We start from the raw sequence: 21,675 nt of genomic DNA, 5'->3' as shown, positions 1-21,675 counted from the left end.
TGCAATAACCCCTAATGATTAAATATCAGGATATTGCAGTAATAGTTGGTTTAAATTACGCCAGCTCTCTTCTGATAAGGCATCTTTTGCAACCCATAAACGGATCTTCTGTGGCTTACCTTGTAAGGCACTGAGTGTCAATAATACCCCCACACGGCTACACCAAGGTTGCTTAACGATACTCCACTCATTCTTTTTCCATTGGACTTTATTGCCATTAACCAGCACCGCAGTCCCTTTGATTTTGCTGATGCTTTTTTGGCTTTTTGCCCAGCTAGCAATCACAATCACTAACAGCGGCAACCACACCATTGAATTCCCTGGCGCCCATGGTGCGACCAATAGAATAAAGCCGACTACCCCATGAGCACAGGTTGAAAAAAGCTGAGTTTTCCATGAAATGGAGAGATTAGATTTCCACAGGACCACGATTTTTATTTCTTTCCTGAATCAATTTAACCATACCAAACAACTCATCGTCGTCTGGGCGCCCATGATTCATTAACCAGTTAAACAGATCAGGGTCTGCACACTCAAGTAAACGAACAAAAGTACGTTTGTCCTTGTCAGAGAGTCCTTCATATTCATATTCAAAGAATGGCATGATGGAAATATCCAACTCACGCATACCACGACGGCAAGCCCAATGAATTCTTGCTTTATTCTCTATATCCATTCCACTACGACCTTATTTGTTGCAGTTAACTGATAAGATTAATTATTTTCAATACTCTAACAGATAATTGATTGGGAAAACATGACCTATCGTACAATGTCGATAATTTTCATCACTCTATCGCGCTTTTATCCAAGAATGCCGATTAAAAATATTGAATAATTGATAGCGCATCATAATAACTACTTGCAATGTAATCCAGCTCTTTTACCATTAACCCCCTTCTGATACGAAAGAAAAACAGGTGAAATCATGACTACTGAAGTTGCTCACTCAAAACAATTCCCTCTCGATTCTCAGTCTTTACCACTTATATTGATTTCACTGGAAAACTGGGGATTAATTCATTTGCATGGCCTTGATGCTGAAAAGTACCTTCAAGGGCAAGTTACGGCTGATGTTAGCGCAATGACACCAGCACAACACACCTTAACCGCTCACTGTGATCCTAAAGGGAAAATGTGGAGTGACTTGCGTCTATTCCACCACCTTGATGGTTTCTCTTATATTGAAAGAGCCAGCGTACTTGATAGCCAATTAGCCGAGCTAAAAAAATACGCGGTGTTCTCGAAAGTCACCTTTGAACATAAGCAAGAGCTAAAATTACTCGGTGTCGCGGGGAAAGGGGCTCGCGAAGCATTAGCCACTATATTCACTACGCTACCTGATGCAGAAAACCAAGTCACCGTTGATGGCGTCTCAACAATTTTACATTACGCATTGCCTAACGAACGTTTTCTTATCGTCACAGACCAAGCAACCGCACAAAAAATTACCGACTCGCTTAATGCGGAAGTGGTTAATGATGAGCAATGGTTATCACTAGAAATAGAAGCGGGATACGCCGTCATCGAACAAGCCAGCAGCGCGCAACATTTGCCTCAAGCCACCAACCTGCAAGCCTTACCTTATGGTATTAGCTTTAAAAAAGGTTGCTATACCGGACAAGAAATGGTCGCACGGGCAAAATTCCGTGGCGCCAATAAGCGGGCGATGTATTGGCTGAAAGGCACAGCAACATCCGTTCCGGCAGTCGGTGAAGGTGTAGAATGGCAATTAGGTGATAAATGGCGCCGTACCGGTACTGTTCTTGCTGCGGTGAAATTAGCAAATGGTGAAGTGAATATTCAAATCATTATGAATAATGATATGGAAGCGGATAGTGTATTTCGTGTTACAGGGGATGAGCAAAGCCACCTAACTATTCAGCCACTCCCTTACTCGTTGGAAGAAGAAAAATAATTGAGGTTTTTATGTCATCTGCAAAAGGTAATAAGTCCGTTGACGTTTTAGATTTTGGCGGCTTTACCGAAGTTATCCAATTTTTAATGGAGTTGGATAAACTAAAAAGTGTTTATCGCAAAAATAAATTACTCAACAATGAGAGGCAGGAAAATACAGCGGAGCATAGTTGGCAATTTGCTATGGCTGCAATGAGTTTCGCGCCTTATGTCAAAGGGGTGAATGTTGATCACGCCATTAAGTTGGCCTTAGTACATGATATCGTCGAAATCGATGCAGGTGATGTCTTGGTTTACGATGTTGCGGCACGTGATGCTATTCGCGAAGAAGAGGTCAAAGCTGCTGTTCGTATTTTTGGCTTACTCCCTTCCCCACAAAATGAGCAATTTTTGGCTTTATGGAAAGAGTATGATGCGGCAGAAACATTGGATGCGAAATTTGCCAATGTTATTGATAGAACCATTCCTATGCTCTTAAATTTACATAATCAAGGACAAAGTTGGGTCGAGAATAATATTCGCCTAGAACAAGTGATCGCTCGAAATGAGTTTATAGAAGAAGTGTTTCCTGAATTTTGGGAGCAACTCTTACCACAATTGAAACTCGCCCAACAAAAAGGTTGGTTGTTGTAATTTATTCACCAATAGAGTTTGCTCTTGGTGTGAATCAGTGAATCAAATACCCGGTAATAATATCGGGTATTTAATTCAATCGTGTTATCACGCGGAAAATACCAACGGCTATCGATTGATGAAAAAGATGCGTTTTATCCTTTCCCCACTATAACTAAAAACCCCCAATAATTGATAATACGACTATTGAGGGCTACCTATTATTTACAACACGCTAATCACATATACTCTTCAATCGGCACACAGGAACAATGTAAATGGCGATCACCATAAACATCATCCAAGCGCTTCACGGCAGGCCAATATTTGTTTGCTTTTGTGGCCGCTGTTGGGAATACAGCTAACTCGCGGCTATAGGCATGCTCCCACTGCGCCACTAGCTCTGTTTGAACATGTGGAGCATTAACCAGTGGGTTATCTTCCAGTGTCCATTCCCCATTAGCCACTTTGTCAATTTCATTGCGGATGGCTAACATCGCATCAACAAACCGATCAATTTCCACCAGACTTTCTGATTCTGTTGGTTCAATCATCAATGTACCCGCAACAGGGAATGACATGGTTGGTGCATGGAAACCATAATCGATGAGGCGTTTTGCGATATCTAATTCGCTGATCCCTGTATCTTTCTTAATTGGGCGCAAGTCAACAATACATTCGTGAGCAACGTAGCCATCACGACCTGTATACAGAATGTCATAGCGGCCTTGTAGACGTTTAGCAATGTAGTTCGCGTTTAAAATCGCTACCTGACTTGCTTTTCTCAGACCATAAGATCCCATCATACGAATGTACATCCAACTGATTGGCAGAATGGACGCACTACCAAAAGGTGCTGCCGAAACTGCGCCTTGCTCAGTGATCATCTCTTGTTCAACAACTGAATGCCCCGGAACAAATGGCGCTAAATGTTTTTTCACGCCAATTGGCCCCATACCTGGGCCGCCACCACCGTGTGGGATACAGAAGGTTTTGTGTAAATTGAGGTGAGAAACATCGGCACCAATATAACCTGGCGTTGTTAGGCCTACTTGTGCGTTCATATTGGCACCATCGAGGTACACTTGCCCACCAAACTGATGAATGATCTCACAGACCTCTTTGATGCTCTCTTCATACACGCCATGAGTTGACGGGTAAGTCACCATCACACACGAAAGATTATCGCTATGTTTTTCTGCCTGCTGACGTAAATCCACCAGATCGATATTCCCTTCATCATCACAGCGTACCACCACCACTTCCATACCAGCCATATGTGCTGATGCAGGGTTGGTGCCGTGTGCCGATGCAGGGATAAGGCAAATATTACGGTGTCCTTCATGGCGGCTTTCATGGTAGCGGCGAATTGCCAATAACCCTGCGTATTCACCTTGGGCACCTGAGTTAGGCTGCATACAGACTGCATCATACCCTGTTAACTGAACTAGCCAATGTGATAGCTGCTCAATCATTTGATGATAGCCCTGAGCTTGCTCCGGTGGGCAGAATGGATGCATTTCGCCAAATTCAGGCCATGTGATCGGCAACATTTCAGCCGCAGCATTTAGCTTCATCGTACAAGAGCCAAGCGGGATCATCGCTTGGTTCAATGCGAGATCTTTACGCTCTAGGCTGTGCATATAGCGCATCATTTCCGTTTCACTATGATAACGGTTGAAATTCGGATGCGACAAAATGGCATCATCACGTTGCATTGAAGGGCAAATAGCACTCTCTTGGGACGAAACTTGTTTATCAAGTTGTTCGAAATCCAATTTTTGCTCATTTCCTGTGATGATAGTGAATAGCTCATTCAAGTCTTGGCGTGTTGTTGTTTCACTGAATGTGATACCAACTGCACCATGAATATCAGTACGTAAGTTGACCTTCGCACTTTCCGCCCGCGCCAGAACGGCAGCTTTATCTGCTACCTCAATTGAGAGTGTGTCAAACCAGCTCTTATGACGTAGTGTGATACCCGCATCTTGTAGCGCCTTAGCGAAAATAGATGTCAAGCGATGAATACGCTCAGCAATCAATTTTAACCCTTTTGGGCCATGGTAAACGGCATACATTGCGGCAATATTTGCTAGCAACACCTGTGACGTACAGATATTTGAGTTTGCTTTTTCACGGCGAATATGTTGTTCTCGAGTTTGCATCGCCATACGCAGTGCAGTATTACCGGACGCATCGCGAGATACACCAATAATACGGCCAGGCATTGCGCGCTTGTATTCATCTCGGCAAGCAAAAAATGCAGCATGTGGACCACCATACCCCATAGGCACACCAAAGCGCTGTGCTGAGCCAAAGACAATATCAGCGCCTTGCTTACCCGGTGCGGTTAACATCACCAGAGCCATCATTTCAGCGGCCACACAACTTATAATTTTACGCTCTTTGAGTTGCGCATACAGTTCACTGTAGTCATGGACTTCACCAGTCGAGCCTACTTGCTGCAATAACGCCCCAAACACACCTTCGTGTTCAAGGACTTTCTCAGCTTTATCGACAATCACTTCAAAGCCAAATGTGCCTGCACGGGTGCGAACAACATCTAATGTTTGTGGATGAATATCGTCAGCAACAAAAAAACGTTCAGCATTTTTTAATTTACTAATACGTTTCGCCATCGCCATGGCTTCCGCCGCTGCTGTCGCTTCATCTAAAAGGGAAGCGGAAGCTAATTCAAGCCCTGTTAAATCAATCGTTAATTGCTGAAAGTTTAATAACGATTCCAAGCGTCCTTGAGACACTTCTGGCTGATAAGGCGTATAAGCCGTATACCAACCTGGGTTTTCGAGTAAGTTACGTAAAATAACGGGCGGTAAAATAGCCGGGGCGTACCCCATCCCAATATAACTCTTGTAGCGCTTATTTAAACTCGCTATTGCTTTCAATTCTGCTAACGCTTCTTGTTCTGTCGCCCCACCACCGACTCTTGGTGGCTCTGCCAATAAAATGGCTTTAGGGACAATATTGTCTGTCAGTGCATCAAGAGAGGTGGCACCCACAGTGTCCAACATCGTTTTTACTTGTTGTTCTGATGGACCAATATGGCGTTGAATAAATTCCGAACGGTTTTCTAATTGACTCAGAGGCATCGTCATAGCTGTGTTCCCATTCCTATATCTAATCTGCTGCTAAAGGGTAGGCTTCAAAGCAAAACGCCCCGTAATGACAGCATTACGGGGCGTTTTACGGTATTATTCGTCTTCTTCGAGCAATGCTGAGTAAGCGTCAGCATCTAACAAATCAGCCAGTTCTGATTCGTCGGTAATTTTAATACGGAAAATCCAACCTTCTTGATAAGGTTGCTCATTGACCAGTTCAGGCGCATCAACTAGCGCTTCGTTAACTTCAATGATTTCACCACTTAGTGGAACATAAATATCGGATGCAGCTTTAACAGATTCGACAACCGCACATTCACTTCCAATATCAACAGAGCTGCCCACTTCGGGGAGATCGACAAACACCATATCACCTAATAACTCTTGGGCATGCTCGGTAATACCTACGGTGTAAACGCCATCACCTTCATGACGGACCCACTCATGCTCACGGGTATATTTCAGCTCTGCAGGAACATTACTCATCATCAACCTCACTCTTATTTACGAATTTTTTCATTATGGGGGATTAGCCACTCTTAAACGAGGGCTTTTCCTTCCCGCACAAACCCAGGTTTTACCACCTCAACAGGCATTTCTCGGTTACGTATTTCAACAATGGCTTTATCTTGTATTTCTTTTGGCACACGTGCCAAGGCAATACTGAAACCGAGTGTTGGCGAGAAAGAGCCGCTGGTAATAACCCCTTCTTGTAATTTACCTAAATCGTCGGTGAAACGTACCGTTTGGCCTGCTCGTAATATGCCTTTTTCACGCATAACAATACCGACTAATTTTTCGGTGCCTTGCTCTTTTAATTTCTCTAATGCTTCACGACCGATGAATTGGCGGTCTTCAGGCTTCCAAGCGATCGTCCATCCCATATTGGCAGCCAGTGGTGAGATAGTCTCATCCATGTCTTGCCCATATAAATTCATGCCAGCCTCAAGGCGCAAAGTATCACGCGCACCTAACCCTGCGGGATGAACACCGGCTTTCAGCAATTGATGCCAAAACTCGACCACTTGCGCTTTCGGCAATGCTATTTCATAGCCTTTTTCGCCAGTATAGCCCGTAGTTGCAATAAAGAGTTCATCGGCTTGCACCCCATAGAATGGCTTCATATCTGCCAACAGGGCACATTGTGATGGCGTCAATAGCGAATGGACTTTTTGTTGCGCTGTAGGGCCTTGAACCGCTAATAGGGCAAGATCATCACGCACTTCAATAGAGACAGGATACGATTTCATATGCTGTTCAATCCATGCGATATCCTTATCACGGGTCGCGGAGTTGACAACCAAGCGGTAGAAATCATCATTAAGGTAATAAACAATTAAATCGTCAATGACTCCGCCAGAAGCATTTAACATCCCCGTATAAAGTGCCTTCCCTTTGTCGGTCAGCTTGGCAATATCATTTGCGAGAAGATAGCGAAGGAAATCGCGGCAACCTTCACCATGTAGATCAACAATAGTCATGTGGGAGACATCAAACATCCCAGCATCGGTTCTCACTAAATTATGTTCATTGATTTGTGACCCGTAGTGCAATGGCATCATCCAACCATGAAAATCCACCATTTTCGCACCGCAGGCTATATGTTCATCATATAGCGGGGTTTGCTTTGCCATGAATACCCTCTTTACATTTGAATATGATAGGGTGAGCGCCACTGTTGCTGTGCAGGAAAATGATTTATCACGCCACAGCCAATAACGCTACGCAAACGATAACATCTTATTAAAAACTACCACTGTTTTTAGTAAGAAACCATTAAAAAAAATAGGGCTACCAACACTCTGTATTACTGATTACAAGCGACATAATCCAGCTAATTTTGTTAAAAAATTGAGAATGATCACTCAATCCCACTATATTTAACCTAAAAGCGTAGAGTTAATCATCGTATCTCTAGAGATGTTAGTGAAAAACCAATGTTAGCACCCCACAGCAAAATTAGTAAAACTAATGCGAAATTTGGCTATAATTAGAATTTCTCAATCATGAATACAAAAAATAACGATGACAATTACGTCAATAATCGCCTTGCCATCATTGAAAAAAATGAGTGTTCCACGAACACAAAAAGAGAGGGATTGGCAGCGTTTACCACTGCCAATTGATAGGTAATATTATTTAGAGGGGGCTAACTGAACTTTTTCTAGCCATTCAGGCATATCAAACAGGCCCATAGCATGATTAAGTAGTTGAGGTTTCACGCCGGGTAAGCTATCTGCCAGCACCAATCCTATATCACGGAATAATTTCTTAGCCGGATTGTTGCCATCAAATAATTCACGGAACCCTTGCATACCAGCAAGCATCAAAGCCGCACTGTGTTTACGATGGCGCTCGAAAGTACGCAAGTAGAAATATTGCCCGAAATCTTTACCTTCACGATGCAGGCGTTTGATTTCACCTAACAGCATGGCAACATCCATAAAGCCTAAGTTAACTCCCTGCCCTGCCAATGGGTGAATAGTGTGAGCGGCATCGCCAAGAAGTGCTAAACGTTGCGCCGCAAACTGTCGTGCGTAACGCCCCGTTAAAGGGATAGTCAGTCGTTCACTCTCCAGTTGGCATAGCCCTAAACGCGTATCAAATGCGACCGCTAACTCTTTTTCAAAATCTGCTTTATCCATTTGCTGACGTCTTGCTGCTTCTGTGGCAGGTTGAGACCAAACAATTGAACATAGATGAGGGTCACTCAACGGCAGAAATGCCAATATCCCTTTACCATCAAAAGATTGGCGTGCTACCGCCTCATGGGGCTGCTCTGTGCGGATCGTCGCAACTAAGGCCGTGTGCTCATAATCCCAAAATGTCAGAGGGATATCGGCATGACCACGTAACCAAGAATTGGCACCATCCGCTCCGACAATAAGCCTTGCGGTTAACATCGAATCATCAGTGAGGGTAATAAAAACATCATTTTCCCCCCAAACGACTTTTTGAATAGTCGCCGGCGCCAGTATAGTCACCTCTCGCAAGGTGGATGCTTTTTGCCATAACGCATCACGAATCACGTTATTTTCAACAATATGCCCTAAATGGGAGAGGTTCTGCTCTTTTGCAGAAAACTGGATACGACCAAAGCTGTCATTATCCCACACTTCCATGCCGTTGTAGGCTGAAGCCCTCATTGATTTTATTGTTGACCAAACATCTAAATAGCTTAGTAATTTTTCGCTCGCTGCATTAATCGCAGACACTCGCAGTGCATAAGGGTCACTGTCCGAAAAAGGCTTTTTCGCTGGATGACTTTCAATTACGGCAACACGTAGCCCTGTGCCTTCTAAACCACAGGCAAGTGCTAGGCCAACCATACCACCACCGGCGATAACCACATCAAACGATTGCATATTTTTATTCCTCTTAGTTCTGTGGTTATTGTTCCGCCACCCAGCCAAGTGTTTGACGAGCTAATACATCACGTACTGACGGTAACATTTCCATTGCCATTAAACCTAAATTACGTCCAACCACTAACGGCAAACAGCGATTTGCAAAAATACGAACCAAACCATCTGTCATGGTGACCGTTCGTTCTCTATCAATAGCACGTGCTTGCTGATACGTATTTAACAGTGCATAAGCGCCAATATCCTGACCTTGTTGATGTGCGGCAACCACCAATTCCGCTAACTGCATGACATCACGGATCCCAAGATTAAAACCTTGCCCTGCAATAGGGTGTAGCGTTTGCGCTGCATTTCCCACTAACACAGTTCGATGGCTAATTGGATTTAACGCTTTTCGAAGGGATAACGGATAACAAAACCGTGTTCCCACTTGAGTGATTTTACCAAGCCGCCAGCCAAAAGCTTGCTGAAGTTGCTGAGTGAATGTTTCATCATCCCACATTTTAATCGTTTCGGCTTGCTCTTGATGATGGCACCAAACTAGTGAGCTGCGCCCTTGCGACATCGGCAACAAGGCTAAAGGGCCAAACTCAGTAAAACGCTCGAATGCTTGCCCTTGTGGGTTTATCGCCGTTTTTACATTGGCAATTATTGCAACTTGCCCATAATCGTCCTGCTGCCACTGCATATGACAGGCATGGCCCACGGCAGAATGGCTACCATCTGCGGCCACCAATAAGGAGCCTGAAAGAGTTTCGCCGTTATCTAGCGTGACTGACACACATTCACTGTGCCGCTGGATATTTTCAACTTTCGCAGGGCAATACAGAGTAACGCCGGGAGCTTTACGCAATAAGGCAAATAAGCGCTCCCCTGCATCATGGAGTTCAATCACATTACCAAGCTCAGGGATGTGATAATCCTGCGCGTTGATATTGACAAACCCGGCATGCCCTCTATCGGAAACATGAACATGAGTTATTGGTGTGACACAATCCGCCAGTGCTTCCCAAATACCAATTTTAGACAATCGCTGACATGTTCCATGGGCAAGCGCTATCGCTCGAGCATCAAACCCTGGATGTGTGCCTTCCGGTAAGGAAGCTTCTATCAGTGATACTGACAATTTTCCTTGGCTTAATGATGAAATAGCCAGAGCCAATGTTGCCCCTGCCATTCCACCACCAACAATAATCACGTTCATGTTGTATTAATTACCTTTTACTACTTATTTTAAGCATTTTTAGCTTCAGCCATTAATGCCTCGATTTCATCAGGGTCCTTCACCACTAAATCGGTCAAGTTTTCATTACCATTTTCGGTAATCACAATGTCATCTTCTATGCGGATACCGATCCCGCGATACTCTGGTGGCACATCTGCATCAGGCGCAATATACAGCCCCGGCTCTACGGTCAGAACCATGCCCGGCTCTAAGATCCTATCACGCTCAACCCCATAGCATCCGACATCATGAACATCTAATCCCAGCCAATGGCTTAAACCATGCATAAAGAATGGGAAATGTGCTTTGTTTTCGATCAATTGATCGACATCGCCATGCAAAATACCCAGTTCCACAAGTCCTTCAACTTTGATTCGAATGATTTTTTGCGTCACTTCATGAATGCTGGTGCCCGGACGATATAATTCTAAAGCCGTATTCAATGCTTTCAGTACGATATCGTAAATAGCGCGTTGCGGCTGCGTAAATTTACCATTGACGGGGAAAGTACGTGTGATATCACCAGCGTAGCCATCAAATTCAGCCCCCGCATCAATTAACACCAACTCTCCATCTTTCATTTCACTTTCATTTTCAGTGTAATGCAGAATGCAGGCATTTTCGCCGCTGCCAACGATCGAGTTATACGAGGGGTAGCGTGCCCCATGGCGAGTGAATTCGTGCTCCAACTCCCCACAAAGCTGATATTCATACATGCCTGGTTTACAGGTCTTCATTGCTCTGATATGCGCTAATGCAGAGATCTCACCTGCTTTGCGCATCACCGCAATTTCAGCTTCCGATTTAAATAAACGCATCTCATGCACTAAAGGACGCCAATCAATCATAGTATTTGGTGCGCGCAAATTGCGGCGACTACCTTTACGAAGTATATCTAGCGCACCGAAAACTAGTTTGTCTGCATATTCGAATTCGCCTTGCGCGTGATAAATCACATCAAGTCCATTAAGGAGTTGATAGAGTTGTTCTTCAATTTCATCAAATGGTAATGCTTTACTAACGCCCAGTTTTTCAGGCGCTGCTTCTTGCCCTAATCGACGACCAAACCAGATTTCAGCCGTTAAATCACGAACACGGTTAAAAAGCACCGTATGGCTATGTTTTTCATCACTTTTGATTAGCAGTAAAACGGCTTCAGGCTCACTAAACCCTGTCAGGTAAAGAAAGTCGCTGTGCTGACGATACGGGTATTCGCAATCTGCATTGCGTTGAGCCACAGGCGCTGAAAAAATAATAGCGGCGCTTGCTGGCTTCATCTGAGCCAATAATGCGTTACGACGAGAAATAAATTCCTGTTTATTCATACCGTTTCTGCCTTATTATCTAGATTGTTGAGTAGAGGGTTACGCTTATTTATTAAGCGAATATACTTACCACACTTCAAATTACCTTGTTATTTGCACAGGCTCAATCACCCAAGTAACATCAATTCTTTACTCTTTCGAGGGGATATCTTTGCTTGCCGCCTAGATGCAACTCGAATTAGGTAGAGTACAACGGCAAGCAGTTAATCTGTACCTGTTTCACTTTACAAATGGCTATTTAGCTCAAATAAGCAAAGATGGTGAACAGGCACAAACTGTTTTAATGAAGAATGGGTTTATTATTGCCAGTTGTCGACTGCTCTTTTTTCCCTTCGGTGAAAGTAATATAACAAAGCTGAACAGCGACTCTGACATATTCGACGACTTCTTCTAACGCCTGCTCAAGCTCCTCTTGGTCTTCATCTTCATCATAACCAAGCATGCCAATATTACGTAAGTCGTTAATCACTTCACTGACTTCTTTTTTATCTGCAAGTTTAGGTTGAGCCACGCCAATACCTAATAAGAAGTGGTTTACCCATCCTGCCAGTGCATCTGCGTGATCAAAGACGGACGCATTTTCATCGGGAAATAGCATTGAGAACGCAAATTCACTGTCGTCCAACACTTGGAAAGTCGTGTCATATAATTCACGTAGTGGTTGAGCAATAGCTTGAGGGAACGCTAAACCATCATTAGCCAGATCGTGGACTAATGTCTGCCAGCCACTATCGCGACTTCCTCCACAAATCAGTCCTGTAATTAAACCGTGAATTTCTGCGGCAGTCAGTGCGATAGAATGCTGTTGGAGAAGGTTGTCCAACGTTTCATAATTTGGTAAAGATTTTTGTATAGACATCTGAATTCGTCATGTTAGCTAATGATTCATGATATGCTACCATCAAGGATGGTCGCTATACCAGTAAGCTTTTGATCTGTATTTTTAATAAAGCAGCTAAAATTAGTGAATAAACCATCTATTATTTTACGCCGAACATTGTATTTGCGGCGAGTCCTATTCGTATGGAGGTATCATGTCCGCACAACCTGTTGACATTCAAATATTCGGGCGCTCAATGAGAGTCAACTGCCCTGTCGAACAAAAAGAAGCCCTACTGGCATCCGCCCAAGAACTTGAGCAACGCCTTCAAGATCTCAAAGATAGAAGTGGTGTTACTAATACAGAACAGCTTATTTTTATCGTTGCATTGAACGTGTGTCACGAATTAACACAAGAAAAGACAAAAACACGCGATTATGCATATAATATGGAAGAGAAGATAAAAATGCTGCAACAAACAATCGAGCAAGCATTACACGATCAGGTAAAAATCACTGAGAGGCAGGTTATGCCTATCGGCTAAATTTGCTTAATAATCATACACTAGTATAAAAAAATAAACGAAAATAGGGTTGCTTTTTAAATCCAATTTCATACAATGAAGTACATAGAGTGACGTTACGCACTCAAACCAAATTTCTCTGAGATGCTCGTGAGTGGGTCAGTCCCCTGAGCCGATATTTCAAAAAAACAGAATGTGGTTATTGCGCTGGTGAGCATGCCTGATTCGCTCAGGAAGCCTAAAGGTTGCTAAACTACGTTCACCTTGAACCAAGGGTTCAAGGGTTACAGCCTACAACGGCATCTTGGAGACCCTCAATTTTTCCCATAAGCTTGCTTCTAATACTATTATCTCACGCTCATTAGGCTATACTTCCAACCATTACTTACATATTTATCAAACCACTAATAATAATAGAGTTAATAATAGCCTCTAAGGTTGCGGATCTTATGGAAGATAACTTATCAGTCATGCGTCAGCAAATTCGCCAATCGGTTCGTCAGTTACGCCAGCAACTGAGTCCAGAGCAACAACAACTGGCTGCAAAAAAAATCGTACAACATACCTTATCTCACCCTAAGATTGCTCAAGCACAACACATTGCGTTGTTTCTTTCTTTTGATGGCGAGATCCACACTCAACCATTAATTGATGCACTATGGCAGCAAGGGAAAAAAGTTTACCTGCCCGTATTACATCCCTTTAACCCTCATCATCTGCTGTTTTTAAACTATGCGCCGACAACTCAGTTAGTTAAAAATCGATTTAACATTGATGAACCCCCATTAGACGTAACCGAAGTGCGACCCATAAATCAGTTAGATGTCATGATGATCCCACTGGTTGCCTTTGATGAACAGGGTCAACGTTTAGGTATGGGAGGCGGTTTTTATGATAGGACTTTAGCTAATTGGCAGCAGAAAGGATTTTACCCAATAGGGCTTGCCCATGATTGCCAACGGGTCACTGCTCTCCCCGTGGCACATTGGGATATTCCTCTTCCTGAAATTATTACCCCACAAAAAATATGGCACTGGTAACCCAGTGCCATAATATCCATTCGATACGCTTGGTTAAATGATTAATACAGTAGTCGAGCGCGGATAGTGCCCGGCAATTGTTTCAATTTAACCAGAATATCATCAGCGTGATCGGGCTGTTGCGTGATAATATCAATTACAACGTAACCAACATTTCCAGCAGTACGTAAATACTGGCCAACAACGTTGATATTGTTTTCAGTAAACACTTGGTTAATGCTATTCATCATTCCAGGGCGGTTTTCATGAATATGCAATAGACGGTTAGTATCTTCAGTATGTACTGGCAGAGAAACTTCAGGGAAATTAACCGCTGAAAGCGTCGAACCATTATCTGAATATTTCGCTAATTTACTTGCAACCTCTAACCCGATATTTTCTTGTGCTTCTTCTGTTGAGCCACCAATATGAGGCGTCAAAATCACGTTGTCGAACTTGATTAGCTCACTAATGAATGGGTCATTAGGGTCATTGTTCGCCGCAGGCTCTGTCGGGAATACGTCAACTGCCGCACCTGACAGATGTTTGCTTTCCAGTGCATCAGCCAAAGCAGGGATATCAACAACTGTACCGCGTGACGCATTGATGAAAATGGCCCCCGGTTTCATCAGTTCAAACTGCTCTTTTGCAAACATATTTTTGGTGCTTGCTGTTTCTGGCACATGCAAGCTCACAACGTCGCTCATGTTTAATAGTTCAGCCATTGAGCGAACTTGTGTCGCATTACCCAGCGGTAATTTATTTTCAATATCATAAAAATAAACATCCATACCAATCCCTTCAGCCAAAATACCTAGCTGAGTACCGATATGACCGTAACCAACAATCCCTAAGCGTTTACCGCGAGCTTCAAAGCAACCTTTCGCCTGTTTTTCCCAGATGCCGCGATGCGCTTTCATATTCGCTTCCGGAATACGACGTAACAGCAGTAACAATTGACCTAAAACCATCTCAGCAACGGAACGGGTATTTGAGAAAGGCGCATTAAAAACAGGGATACCGCGTTTCGCCGCAGCATCTAAATCCACTTGGTTTGTACCAATACAGAAACAGCCGACAGCCACTAATTTTTCTGCTGCCGCAAAGATCTCTTCAGTCAGATGAGTACGGGAGCGAATACCGACAAAACGCGCATCTTTAATTGCTTCTTTTAACTCTTCGTCCGACAACGCACTTTTGTGATATTCAATGTTGGTATAGCCTGCTGCTTTTAAATTATCAACCGCGCTTTGGTGAACTCCTTCCAATAGTAAAAATTTAATTTTGTCTTTTTCCAAAGATACCTTAACCATTTACCCTACCCTATCAGCTTAAGATTCATAACAGATGAACTTTCCGTGTACCAACATAGCAAAAAACGGCGCAGTATCAATACAATCGTTTGCCTCATTTATCTGGTTAAGTGCGAAGAAAAAGAAATTATGTGGCAGAAAATCAGGGGCGGTAACACAAAATAAGGATTTTGCCTGTGCAATAAGCATTAGTGTGAGATATATCACCAAAATAAGGGGAAAATAAAAATTGCTATTTTTTTTATTGCTAGATGATATTAGTAAAATAGATGACTTAGACAGGCATCTATCTTCCAAACCAATAGACCAATTGTTTTTACAGCAAAAATTTACTTAACTAAATTAATCGCTTTTTCTTTTACCATTCGCACAAATTGTTGGCTCTCTTCTGTCGACGCAAAACAGCGCGCTGGAATGATAATGGCGAAAACACGGTCTATAAAAAGATACAATAAATCACCATCCGTCCGTACAAATTTAAATGACTCCCATTTAATCAATGCGTTGCCATATTTACTTACCTCATGAAGCCCAATCTCATCAAAACGATATTCCTTTTCACAAAACAGGTAGCCGCCTTCATCAGGAATTGCTCGATTAAACGTTTTCAATAATCGAACGGCAATAAACAAAAATAAAAATGAGGCGATAATAAACGCAATGGTTAACTGAAAAAGGGTGATATTTAAAAGCTGAAAGGCCACAATAAATGCGATGAAAAAAACAACCGCCATCACAATCAACGATTTATCCCATGCACTATTCTCGGAAAAATAGTCATTTTTATAACAGTAATTATTGAAACGGACATATTCGTTGCGTTCGAGTTTGACTTTGATGTGATCTACCATGTCAATACATCCCTAGTATCATGAAATGATCATTTGAGAAAGGCTAAAGTCAGTCGTTCCTAGCTATGCTGTTATCAGCATAGCTAAGTCAATCTAACTGGCTAAGGGGGATATTCAAATAATAACCGATTTCTAACAAACAGCAGTATTAAATCGATATTCAGAACAAACTATTTAATCGTTTTTACGCCTTCAGAAGTCCCCATTAAAACAATGTCAGCGCCACGATTTGCAAACAAACCAACCGTAACAACGCCTGCAATGGCGTTAATTTTGTTTTCGAGAGCAACAGGATCCACAATGCTTAAATTATGCACATCAAGAATCACATTACCGTTATCAGTAACGACATTTTGGCGGTACTCTGGTACACCACCTAATTTAACAAGTTCACGCGCGACATAGCTGCGTGCCATTGGGATCACTTCAACAGGGAGAGGGAATTTACCCAATACATCCACTTGTTTAGACTCATCTACGATGCAAACAAATGTTTTGGCAATCGCTGCCACAATTTTTTCACGTGTTAAGGCTGCCCCGCCACCTTTGATCATGTTTTTATGGTGATCAATTTCATCTGCACCATCAACATAAACATCCAGCGAATCAACATCATTACAATCTAACACAGGAATGCCCAGTGATTTAAGTTTCGCTGTCGATGCTTCTGAACTTGAAACTGCCCCCTCTATCTGCCCCTTCATTGTTGCCAAAGCATCAATAAAATGAGAGGCGGTAGAGCCAGTGCCGACACCAACAATCGTGCCCGGTTTCACGTAATCTAATGCTGCCCAACCTACTGCTTTTTTTAATTCATCCTGAGTCATGCGATGCCTTCTACTATTTTTAAGAGTGAATGAGGTTTTTATCTGCTAATAATATTATATAACGGACACCTAACAAGTTCAGCTTTGTTCGTAATATTCTGTGATTCACACATTGTCATCAATATTGCAGGTGTTCTGAGGCAAAATATGGCATAGTGAGTCGTAGAATAACAACAAGGAGAATACCCCCAATGAAGCGCCCTGATTACCGCGCGTTGCAAGCACTGGATGCTGTCATTCGTGAAAGAGGATTTGAGCGGGCAGCTCAAAAATTATGTATTACACAATCTGCCGTCTCACAGCGGATCAAACAATTAGAGAACCTATTTGGTCAGCCGCTACTCGTTCGGACAGTACCGCCACACCCCACAGAGCAAGGGCAGAAGCTATTAGCACTTCTTCATCAAGTAGAATTACTCGAAGAACAATGGCTCGGTGATGAAAACGGGGGGTCAACGCCATTACTACTTTCACTTGCAGTCAACGCCGACAGTCTAGCAACTTGGTTATTACCTGCACTTAATCCTGTTTTAGGCAATAGCCCAATTCGTTTGAATATCCAAGTGGAAGATGAAACACGAACGCAAGAACGGTTAAGACGTGGCGAAGTGGTTGGCGCAATCAGTATTCAACCTCAAGCATTGCCGGGGTGTTTAGTCGATAAACTCGGAGCATTGGATTATATTTTTGTTGCATCACCCGATTTTGCAGCAAAATATTTCCCCGAGGGCGTCACACGTTCATCGCTTCTTAAAGCGCCAGCAGTAGCCTTTGACCACCTTGATGATATGCACCAAGCTTTTGTACAACAGAATTTTGGTCTATCGCCCGGTAGTGTGCCATGTCACATCGTTAATTCATCAGAGGCATTTGTACAACTGGCAAAACAGGGGTCAACTTGCTGCATGATCCCACATTTACAAATTGCTAATGAGCTTAGTACAGGTGAATTAATTGATTTGACGCCAGGGCTATGCCAACGTCGGATGCTATATTGGCACCGTTTTGCCCCGGAAAGCCGTACGATGAAGAAAGTCACTGACGCCCTACTCAAAACAGGGCGTCAGATGTTAAAACAAGAAGATGAAACTTAACGTTTTAATTCAAAAACCACATCAACTTGGTCGTTAAAATCAATACTCTGCTGCTCATAAGTTTCGTTGACATCGCGCTCAGGGGCAGCAGAGAGTGCCATTTTCGCTCTGTAATTCATGACTGGCGCAGGGTATGGGGTCGCATCTGGTGCACGATAATTCACACTGTACACAGGCCCTAACTGAACATTAAACCCTTTTGCCAAGGCATTCGCTTGTTCAATCGCATTTTTAATCGCTTTTTCTCGAGCCTCATCGCGATATTGTTGAGGGTTATTCACACCGAACTGAACTGAATTAATTTCATTAAGCCCTGCTTTTAATGCACCATCAAGCAAGGTATTGAGTTGATCTAATTTAGTGACTTTAACTTCAACAGAACGAATTGCTGTATAACCTACAATGGATGATTTCTGAGATTCTTTATCATACTCATATTTTGGTTGAGTACGCACATTAGCAGCATTGATATCTTTCTTTTCGATACCATTTTGTTTCAAGAACTCAAAATATTCAGCAACACGTTTATCAACGCCTGTTTTAGCCGCTGCTGCATCTTTTTCAGTCACTTCAACATTGATATTTAATGTCGCCATATCCGGTGATGCTTTAATTATTGCATTACCTGACGTTGTAATATGTGGCCCTTCAGGAAGCGGATTAGCTTGTGCAATAGCAGGAACCGCAACACCAGCCATCATGGCAGCAAGAACAAGAGACTTTAACTTCACAGGACCTCCTAATAATCAATAATAAGAAAGTTGTGGTGACATAACTTATTTATCCCACAACCTTACTTAAACATTAACACATCCTATGTGAAATTCGTTTCGGATTAATAAGAAATTATCAATATCCTAACCCTTGCTTCGCTAATTGAAAGGCAATAAACCACATCACCATTCCAACAAAGAGATTAATTACGCGTTGTGAACGTGGCTTATTTAGTATGGGGGAAAACCAAGCCGCTAATATCGCTAAAGCAAAAAACCAAGCAAAAGATGCGGTCAGTGCCCCTGCCGTAAACCACGGCCGTAATGAGCTTTCTAACTGCCCTCCCACACTGCCTAATACCACAAAAGTATCTAAATACACATGAGGGTTTAGCCACGTTACCGCAAATAGAGTCACGATCACTCGCCAACGATTGGCAACCTTATTCTCTGCTTGCACCCTAACTTCATCGCGACGAAAAGCGCTACGACATGCGCCGTAACCATACCAAGCTAGAAACGCTACCCCAGCCCATGTAATCAATTGCAACAGAATTTCAGACTGGCTTAGTAATGCACTTCCTCCAAAAACACCAGCAATAATTAATACTGTATCACTTAAGGAGCATAAAAATGCACTCATCACATGATATTGCTTTCGACTTCCCTGCTGCAAAATAAATGCATTTTGCGGGCCTAATGGAAGTATCATTGCAGCACCAAGTAAAGCACCCTGAATATAAATCGTAAACATGCATAAATTCCTAATAATTATTCATTTTATTCAATGAGATTCTAATTAGAAAAAATTATTAGGGAAAATTATTATTTCTTATAGAAGATTAGAATAACTTATTGTGACATTCGCTATCTAAACGATAGGAAAGGAAAATCAGCAAATAAAAAAAACTGGGTACAGTACAATAAACTGACCCAGTTTTATCATTCAATAAATACGTTTATTCTGTCATATCTTTTTTCACTGCAACAGCAGCCTGTTGATGTAAATGGACATCCATTTGAGGGAATGGTATACCAATATCGTGCTTATCGAGTGCACGTTTGAAATTTTCCATTAAATCCCAATATACAGGCCATGTGTCACCATTTTTAGCCCAAAAACGGACTAAATAATTTAATGAAGATGGCGCCATTTCGTGTAAACGGATAGTCACACCTTTATCGTGTAAAATACGCTCATCAGCAGCAACAATGTCACCTAATACTTTTTTGACTAAATCAATATCTGAATCATACGCCACTCCAACAATAATATCAGTTCGGCGATCAGGTTCACGAGTGATATTGATAATGTTATCTGCAATAATTTTACCATTCGGAATGACGATAATGCGATCATCCGCTGTTCTAAGTGTGGTAGAGAAAATTTGAACGTTTTGAACCGTTCCTTCTACAGCCCCAATTTGGACATACTCACCAGCTCGCAGAGGTCTAAACACGACTAATAATACACCAGCGGCAAAGTTGCCTAATGAGTTTTGTAATGCTAAACCAACAGCTAAGCCCGCAGCACCCAATACAGCAATCACAGATGCTGTTTGAACACCAATTTTGCCAAGTACAGCAATAAACGTAAACGCAACAACAGTATAACGGACAATCGCGGATAAAAATTCACTCACGGTAGGGTCGATGCCGCGTGCTGTCATCACACGATGTAAGCCACGTCCAACCCACTTAGCAATCATCATACCGACAATAAGAATGACGATAGCAGAAACGATATTCACCGCATACTGAACTAACAGATCCTGATTTGCCGCAAACCAATTCGTTGCGTCATTCAACGCTCCGGTAACATCATCAGTATTCATACAGTCCTCTAATTTTTAAATGGAATTACTCGGTAAATGAAATTATCACATGCTCCCAACAATTTAGTTCTTATTCAAACTAACCATGTGATATTGCAATTAAATAATAACTACAATATCTAAAATCTGACAACATTTTAAAACAAAAATTTATTTTACTTTATTTTCTAAAACGAATTGTCTGTAATCGTTAAGCATACTCATAAAATCATCAATGCCGCAAAATGCGACACTTTCATTATCATAGTAACTCATTCCCTCTTCTAAACCCTCCGTCTCGAAAGCAAGTTGATTCGCTCGGATCATCACTTCTTCATCGTCTAATACCAATGTGTATTCATGACCGATTAATTCCCATTGCTTCTCGCTACCTTTAATCGATTCGTATCCGGCTTCTATTTCATCTAACAAACTAAAATCGCCTTTAATTTCCTCATTAAGCCAATAACCAACCGCTTCATGATCCATCGAAAATTTTGCCGATATCTCTCCAGTTATATCCTGAAAAAATTGGTATTCCATAATCCACCTCACACCAGACGTCATTCGTTATAATTATACCTCTAGTTCAGTATTATTGTTCGCTAAAACATGAGATAAAAAGAAAGCTCACTATGATATGGGGAGCATTGATGAACTTTTGTTCTGCAAAAAACGATAAACGGCTAATAGCAGAACAAAGTAAGCGTCATCGCATAACACGACATAAAGAAGAAGGATAGGAGTGTCTGATGATTAACCATTTAGACCATCTGGTGTTAACCACAACCGATCAAAACGCGTGCATTGATTTCTACACCCATGTACTCAAAATGAAGTTGATAACCTTCGGTGAGCAGCGCTATGCGTTGCAATTTGGGGAGCAAAAAATAAATATCCACCAATATGGTAAAGAATTTGAGCCAAAAGCTCATTTACCCGTACCTGGCTCACTCGATTTATGTTTTATCAGTAATACACCAATAAACCAAATTATGACGTTTATTCAACAGCAAGGTGTCGAGATTATAGAAGGCCCTGTCAAACGTACAGGCGCAATGGGAGAGATATTATCTATTTATATTCGAGATCCTGATTTAAATCTTATTGAGATAGCAAATTATATATAGCCATATAC

Annotated in this window: 22 protein-coding genes and 1 other RNA gene; 7 read left to right on the top strand and 16 right to left on the bottom strand. The window is 42.2% G+C overall.

Annotation, left to right across the window (positions count from 1 at the left end):
- Positions 1 to 18: 18 nt before the first annotated feature.
- Positions 19 to 429, bottom strand: a complete 411-nt coding sequence (locus M1E93_RS06635) for a protein YgfX (protein ID WP_036941148.1) — start codon at positions 427 to 429, stop codon at positions 19 to 21.
- Positions 410 to 676, bottom strand: a complete 267-nt coding sequence (sdhE, locus tag M1E93_RS06630; protein WP_004921708.1) for an FAD assembly factor SdhE — start codon at positions 674 to 676, stop codon at positions 410 to 412. Before sdhE ends, M1E93_RS06635 begins: the two co-directional genes overlap by 20 nt.
- A gap of 252 nt (positions 677 to 928) precedes the next feature.
- Between sdhE and ygfZ the strand changes: the two genes are divergently transcribed.
- Together ygfZ and M1E93_RS06620 are read left to right on the top strand one after the other, a co-directional pair.
- The gene (gene ygfZ / locus M1E93_RS06625) at positions 929 to 1,918 is read left to right on the top strand and encodes a tRNA-modifying protein YgfZ (protein ID WP_004921711.1); all 990 of its coding nucleotides are present in this window, start codon (positions 929 to 931) and stop codon (positions 1,916 to 1,918) included.
- Positions 1,919 to 1,929: 11 nt separating this feature from the next.
- The gene (locus M1E93_RS06620; protein WP_004921714.1) at positions 1,930 to 2,550 is read left to right on the top strand and encodes an HD domain-containing protein; all 621 of its coding nucleotides are present in this window, start codon (positions 1,930 to 1,932) and stop codon (positions 2,548 to 2,550) included.
- A gap of 218 nt (positions 2,551 to 2,768) precedes the next feature.
- On the opposite strand, the gene gcvP is transcribed toward M1E93_RS06620, so the two are convergent.
- The 7 genes from gcvP to M1E93_RS06585 all read right to left on the bottom strand — a co-directional run bounded on the left by gcvP (position 2,769) and on the right by M1E93_RS06585 (position 12,422).
- Positions 2,769 to 5,645 (bottom strand): aminomethyl-transferring glycine dehydrogenase, encoded by a 2,877-nt coding sequence (gene gcvP, locus M1E93_RS06615; RefSeq protein WP_426207215.1) that lies wholly within the window; start codon positions 5,643 to 5,645, stop codon positions 2,769 to 2,771.
- A 96-nt stretch (positions 5,646 to 5,741) separates the two neighbouring features.
- On the bottom strand, positions 5,742 to 6,134 hold the full coding sequence (gcvH, locus tag M1E93_RS06610) for a glycine cleavage system protein GcvH (RefSeq protein WP_014656389.1): 393 nt from the start codon (positions 6,132 to 6,134) through the stop codon (positions 5,742 to 5,744).
- A 53-nt stretch (positions 6,135 to 6,187) separates the two neighbouring features.
- Positions 6,188 to 7,282: a glycine cleavage system aminomethyltransferase GcvT gene (gene gcvT, locus M1E93_RS06605; RefSeq protein WP_004921724.1), complete on the bottom strand. Its 1,095-nt coding sequence runs from the start codon at positions 7,280 to 7,282 to the stop codon at positions 6,188 to 6,190.
- Between the two features lie 501 nt (positions 7,283 to 7,783).
- Positions 7,784 to 9,013: an FAD-dependent 2-octaprenylphenol hydroxylase gene (gene ubiI, locus M1E93_RS06600; protein WP_036941151.1), complete on the bottom strand. Its 1,230-nt coding sequence runs from the start codon at positions 9,011 to 9,013 to the stop codon at positions 7,784 to 7,786.
- A gap of 25 nt (positions 9,014 to 9,038) precedes the next feature.
- Positions 9,039 to 10,217, bottom strand: coding sequence for a 2-octaprenyl-6-methoxyphenyl hydroxylase (gene ubiH / locus M1E93_RS06595; protein WP_004921732.1), 1,179 nt, complete (start codon positions 10,215 to 10,217; stop codon positions 9,039 to 9,041).
- 29 nt (positions 10,218 to 10,246) lie between these two features.
- Positions 10,247 to 11,563: a Xaa-Pro aminopeptidase gene (gene pepP, locus M1E93_RS06590; RefSeq protein WP_004921736.1), complete on the bottom strand. Its 1,317-nt coding sequence runs from the start codon at positions 11,561 to 11,563 to the stop codon at positions 10,247 to 10,249.
- 280 nt (positions 11,564 to 11,843) lie between these two features.
- On the bottom strand, positions 11,844 to 12,422 hold the full coding sequence (locus M1E93_RS06585) for a YecA family protein (RefSeq protein WP_004921737.1): 579 nt from the start codon (positions 12,420 to 12,422) through the stop codon (positions 11,844 to 11,846).
- A gap of 175 nt (positions 12,423 to 12,597) precedes the next feature.
- Between M1E93_RS06585 and zapA the strand changes: the two genes are divergently transcribed.
- The 3 genes from zapA to M1E93_RS06570 all read left to right on the top strand — a co-directional run bounded on the left by zapA (position 12,598) and on the right by M1E93_RS06570 (position 13,946).
- Positions 12,598 to 12,927: a cell division protein ZapA gene (gene zapA, locus M1E93_RS06580; protein ID WP_004921740.1), complete on the top strand. Its 330-nt coding sequence runs from the start codon at positions 12,598 to 12,600 to the stop codon at positions 12,925 to 12,927.
- Between the two features lie 112 nt (positions 12,928 to 13,039).
- Positions 13,040 to 13,221: non-coding RNA, 6S RNA (gene ssrS, locus M1E93_RS06575), on the top strand.
- Positions 13,222 to 13,355: 134 nt separating this feature from the next.
- Complete coding sequence (locus M1E93_RS06570; protein ID WP_318564382.1) at positions 13,356 to 13,946, top strand: 5-formyltetrahydrofolate cyclo-ligase; 591 nt, start codon at positions 13,356 to 13,358, stop codon at positions 13,944 to 13,946.
- A 41-nt stretch (positions 13,947 to 13,987) separates the two neighbouring features.
- Here the strand turns inward: M1E93_RS06570 and serA are convergent, their stop codons facing one another.
- The 3 genes from serA to rpiA form a co-directional block, all read right to left on the bottom strand.
- Positions 13,988 to 15,238: a phosphoglycerate dehydrogenase gene (gene serA / locus M1E93_RS06565; protein WP_004921747.1), complete on the bottom strand. Its 1,251-nt coding sequence runs from the start codon at positions 15,236 to 15,238 to the stop codon at positions 13,988 to 13,990.
- Positions 15,239 to 15,567: 329 nt separating this feature from the next.
- Positions 15,568 to 16,089 carry a YcxB family protein gene (locus M1E93_RS06560; protein WP_004921753.1) on the bottom strand — a complete coding sequence of 174 codons (522 nt, stop codon included), beginning with the start codon at positions 16,087 to 16,089 and terminating at the stop codon, positions 15,568 to 15,570.
- Between the two features lie 170 nt (positions 16,090 to 16,259).
- Positions 16,260 to 16,916 (bottom strand): ribose-5-phosphate isomerase RpiA, encoded by a 657-nt coding sequence (rpiA, locus tag M1E93_RS06555; protein WP_004921758.1) that lies wholly within the window; start codon positions 16,914 to 16,916, stop codon positions 16,260 to 16,262.
- Positions 16,917 to 17,107: 191 nt separating this feature from the next.
- Between rpiA and M1E93_RS06550 the strand changes: the two genes are divergently transcribed.
- Entirely contained in the window at positions 17,108 to 18,010 is a 903-nt protein-coding gene (locus M1E93_RS06550) for a LysR family transcriptional regulator ArgP (protein ID WP_004921761.1), read from the top strand.
- On the opposite strand, the gene M1E93_RS06545 is transcribed toward M1E93_RS06550, so the two are convergent.
- The 4 genes from M1E93_RS06545 to M1E93_RS06530 all read right to left on the bottom strand — a co-directional run bounded on the left by M1E93_RS06545 (position 18,007) and on the right by M1E93_RS06530 (position 21,080).
- Complete coding sequence (locus M1E93_RS06545) at positions 18,007 to 18,741, bottom strand: oxidative stress defense protein (RefSeq protein ID WP_004921765.1); 735 nt, start codon at positions 18,739 to 18,741, stop codon at positions 18,007 to 18,009. The genes M1E93_RS06550 and M1E93_RS06545 overlap by 4 nt on opposite strands.
- A gap of 118 nt (positions 18,742 to 18,859) precedes the next feature.
- Positions 18,860 to 19,477, bottom strand: coding sequence for an arginine exporter ArgO (gene argO / locus M1E93_RS06540; RefSeq protein ID WP_036941162.1), 618 nt, complete (start codon positions 19,475 to 19,477; stop codon positions 18,860 to 18,862).
- 205 nt (positions 19,478 to 19,682) lie between these two features.
- On the bottom strand, positions 19,683 to 20,558 hold the full coding sequence (gene mscS, locus M1E93_RS06535; RefSeq protein WP_004921773.1) for a small-conductance mechanosensitive channel MscS: 876 nt from the start codon (positions 20,556 to 20,558) through the stop codon (positions 19,683 to 19,685).
- Positions 20,559 to 20,708: 150 nt separating this feature from the next.
- A complete protein-coding gene (locus tag M1E93_RS06530) occupies positions 20,709 to 21,080 on the bottom strand; it encodes a YacL family protein (RefSeq protein ID WP_014656392.1) in 372 nt (123 codons plus the stop codon).
- A gap of 209 nt (positions 21,081 to 21,289) precedes the next feature.
- On the opposite strand from M1E93_RS06530, the gene M1E93_RS06525 reads away from it, so the two are divergent.
- Positions 21,290 to 21,667, top strand: coding sequence for a VOC family protein (locus tag M1E93_RS06525; RefSeq protein ID WP_004921781.1), 378 nt, complete (start codon positions 21,290 to 21,292; stop codon positions 21,665 to 21,667).
- Positions 21,668 to 21,675: the final 8 nt, after the last annotated feature.

Source organism: Providencia sp. PROV272, from assembly GCF_049901975.1.
GTDB lineage: Bacteria > Pseudomonadota > Gammaproteobacteria > Enterobacterales > Enterobacteriaceae > Providencia > Providencia stuartii.
Note: the sequence above shows the minus strand (reverse complement) of the source record. Positions and strands in the feature narration are given on the sequence as shown.

What these genes read in the sequence shown, in the direction of transcription:
- M1E93_RS06550 (WP_004921761.1), top strand. Translation starts at nt 17,108, where the DNA reads ATGAAGCGCCCTGATTACCGCGCGTTGCAAGCACTGGATGCTGTCATT.
- M1E93_RS06525 (WP_004921781.1), top strand. Translation starts at nt 21,290, where the DNA reads ATGATTAACCATTTAGACCATCTGGTGTTAACCACAACCGATCAAAAC.
- M1E93_RS06570 (WP_318564382.1), top strand. Translation starts at nt 13,356, where the DNA reads ATGGAAGATAACTTATCAGTCATGCGTCAGCAAATTCGCCAATCGGTT.
- gcvT (WP_004921724.1), bottom strand. Translation starts at nt 7,282, where the DNA reads ATGGCAAAGCAAACCCCGCTATATGATGAACATATAGCCTGCGGTGCG.
- ygfZ (WP_004921711.1), top strand. Translation starts at nt 929, where the DNA reads ATGACTACTGAAGTTGCTCACTCAAAACAATTCCCTCTCGATTCTCAG.
- zapA (WP_004921740.1), top strand. Translation starts at nt 12,598, where the DNA reads ATGTCCGCACAACCTGTTGACATTCAAATATTCGGGCGCTCAATGAGA.
- M1E93_RS06620 (WP_004921714.1), top strand. Translation starts at nt 1,930, where the DNA reads ATGTCATCTGCAAAAGGTAATAAGTCCGTTGACGTTTTAGATTTTGGC.
- argO (WP_036941162.1), bottom strand. Translation starts at nt 19,477, where the DNA reads ATGTTTACGATTTATATTCAGGGTGCTTTACTTGGTGCTGCAATGATA.
- ubiI (WP_036941151.1), bottom strand. Translation starts at nt 9,013, where the DNA reads ATGCAATCGTTTGATGTGGTTATCGCCGGTGGTGGTATGGTTGGCCTA.
- ubiH (WP_004921732.1), bottom strand. Translation starts at nt 10,217, where the DNA reads ATGAACGTGATTATTGTTGGTGGTGGAATGGCAGGGGCAACATTGGCT.
- gcvH (WP_014656389.1), bottom strand. Translation starts at nt 6,134, where the DNA reads ATGAGTAATGTTCCTGCAGAGCTGAAATATACCCGTGAGCATGAGTGG.
- M1E93_RS06530 (WP_014656392.1), bottom strand. Translation starts at nt 21,080, where the DNA reads ATGGAATACCAATTTTTTCAGGATATAACTGGAGAGATATCGGCAAAA.
- rpiA (WP_004921758.1), bottom strand. Translation starts at nt 16,916, where the DNA reads ATGACTCAGGATGAATTAAAAAAAGCAGTAGGTTGGGCAGCATTAGAT.
- serA (WP_004921747.1), bottom strand. Translation starts at nt 15,238, where the DNA reads ATGGTTAAGGTATCTTTGGAAAAAGACAAAATTAAATTTTTACTATTG.
- mscS (WP_004921773.1), bottom strand. Translation starts at nt 20,558, where the DNA reads ATGAATACTGATGATGTTACCGGAGCGTTGAATGACGCAACGAATTGG.
- sdhE (WP_004921708.1), bottom strand. Translation starts at nt 676, where the DNA reads ATGGATATAGAGAATAAAGCAAGAATTCATTGGGCTTGCCGTCGTGGT.
- M1E93_RS06560 (WP_004921753.1), bottom strand. Translation starts at nt 16,089, where the DNA reads ATGGTAGATCACATCAAAGTCAAACTCGAACGCAACGAATATGTCCGT.
- pepP (WP_004921736.1), bottom strand. Translation starts at nt 11,563, where the DNA reads ATGAATAAACAGGAATTTATTTCTCGTCGTAACGCATTATTGGCTCAG.
- gcvP (WP_426207215.1), bottom strand. Translation starts at nt 5,645, where the DNA reads ATGACGATGCCTCTGAGTCAATTAGAAAACCGTTCGGAATTTATTCAA.
- M1E93_RS06585 (WP_004921737.1), bottom strand. Translation starts at nt 12,422, where the DNA reads ATGTCTATACAAAAATCTTTACCAAATTATGAAACGTTGGACAACCTT.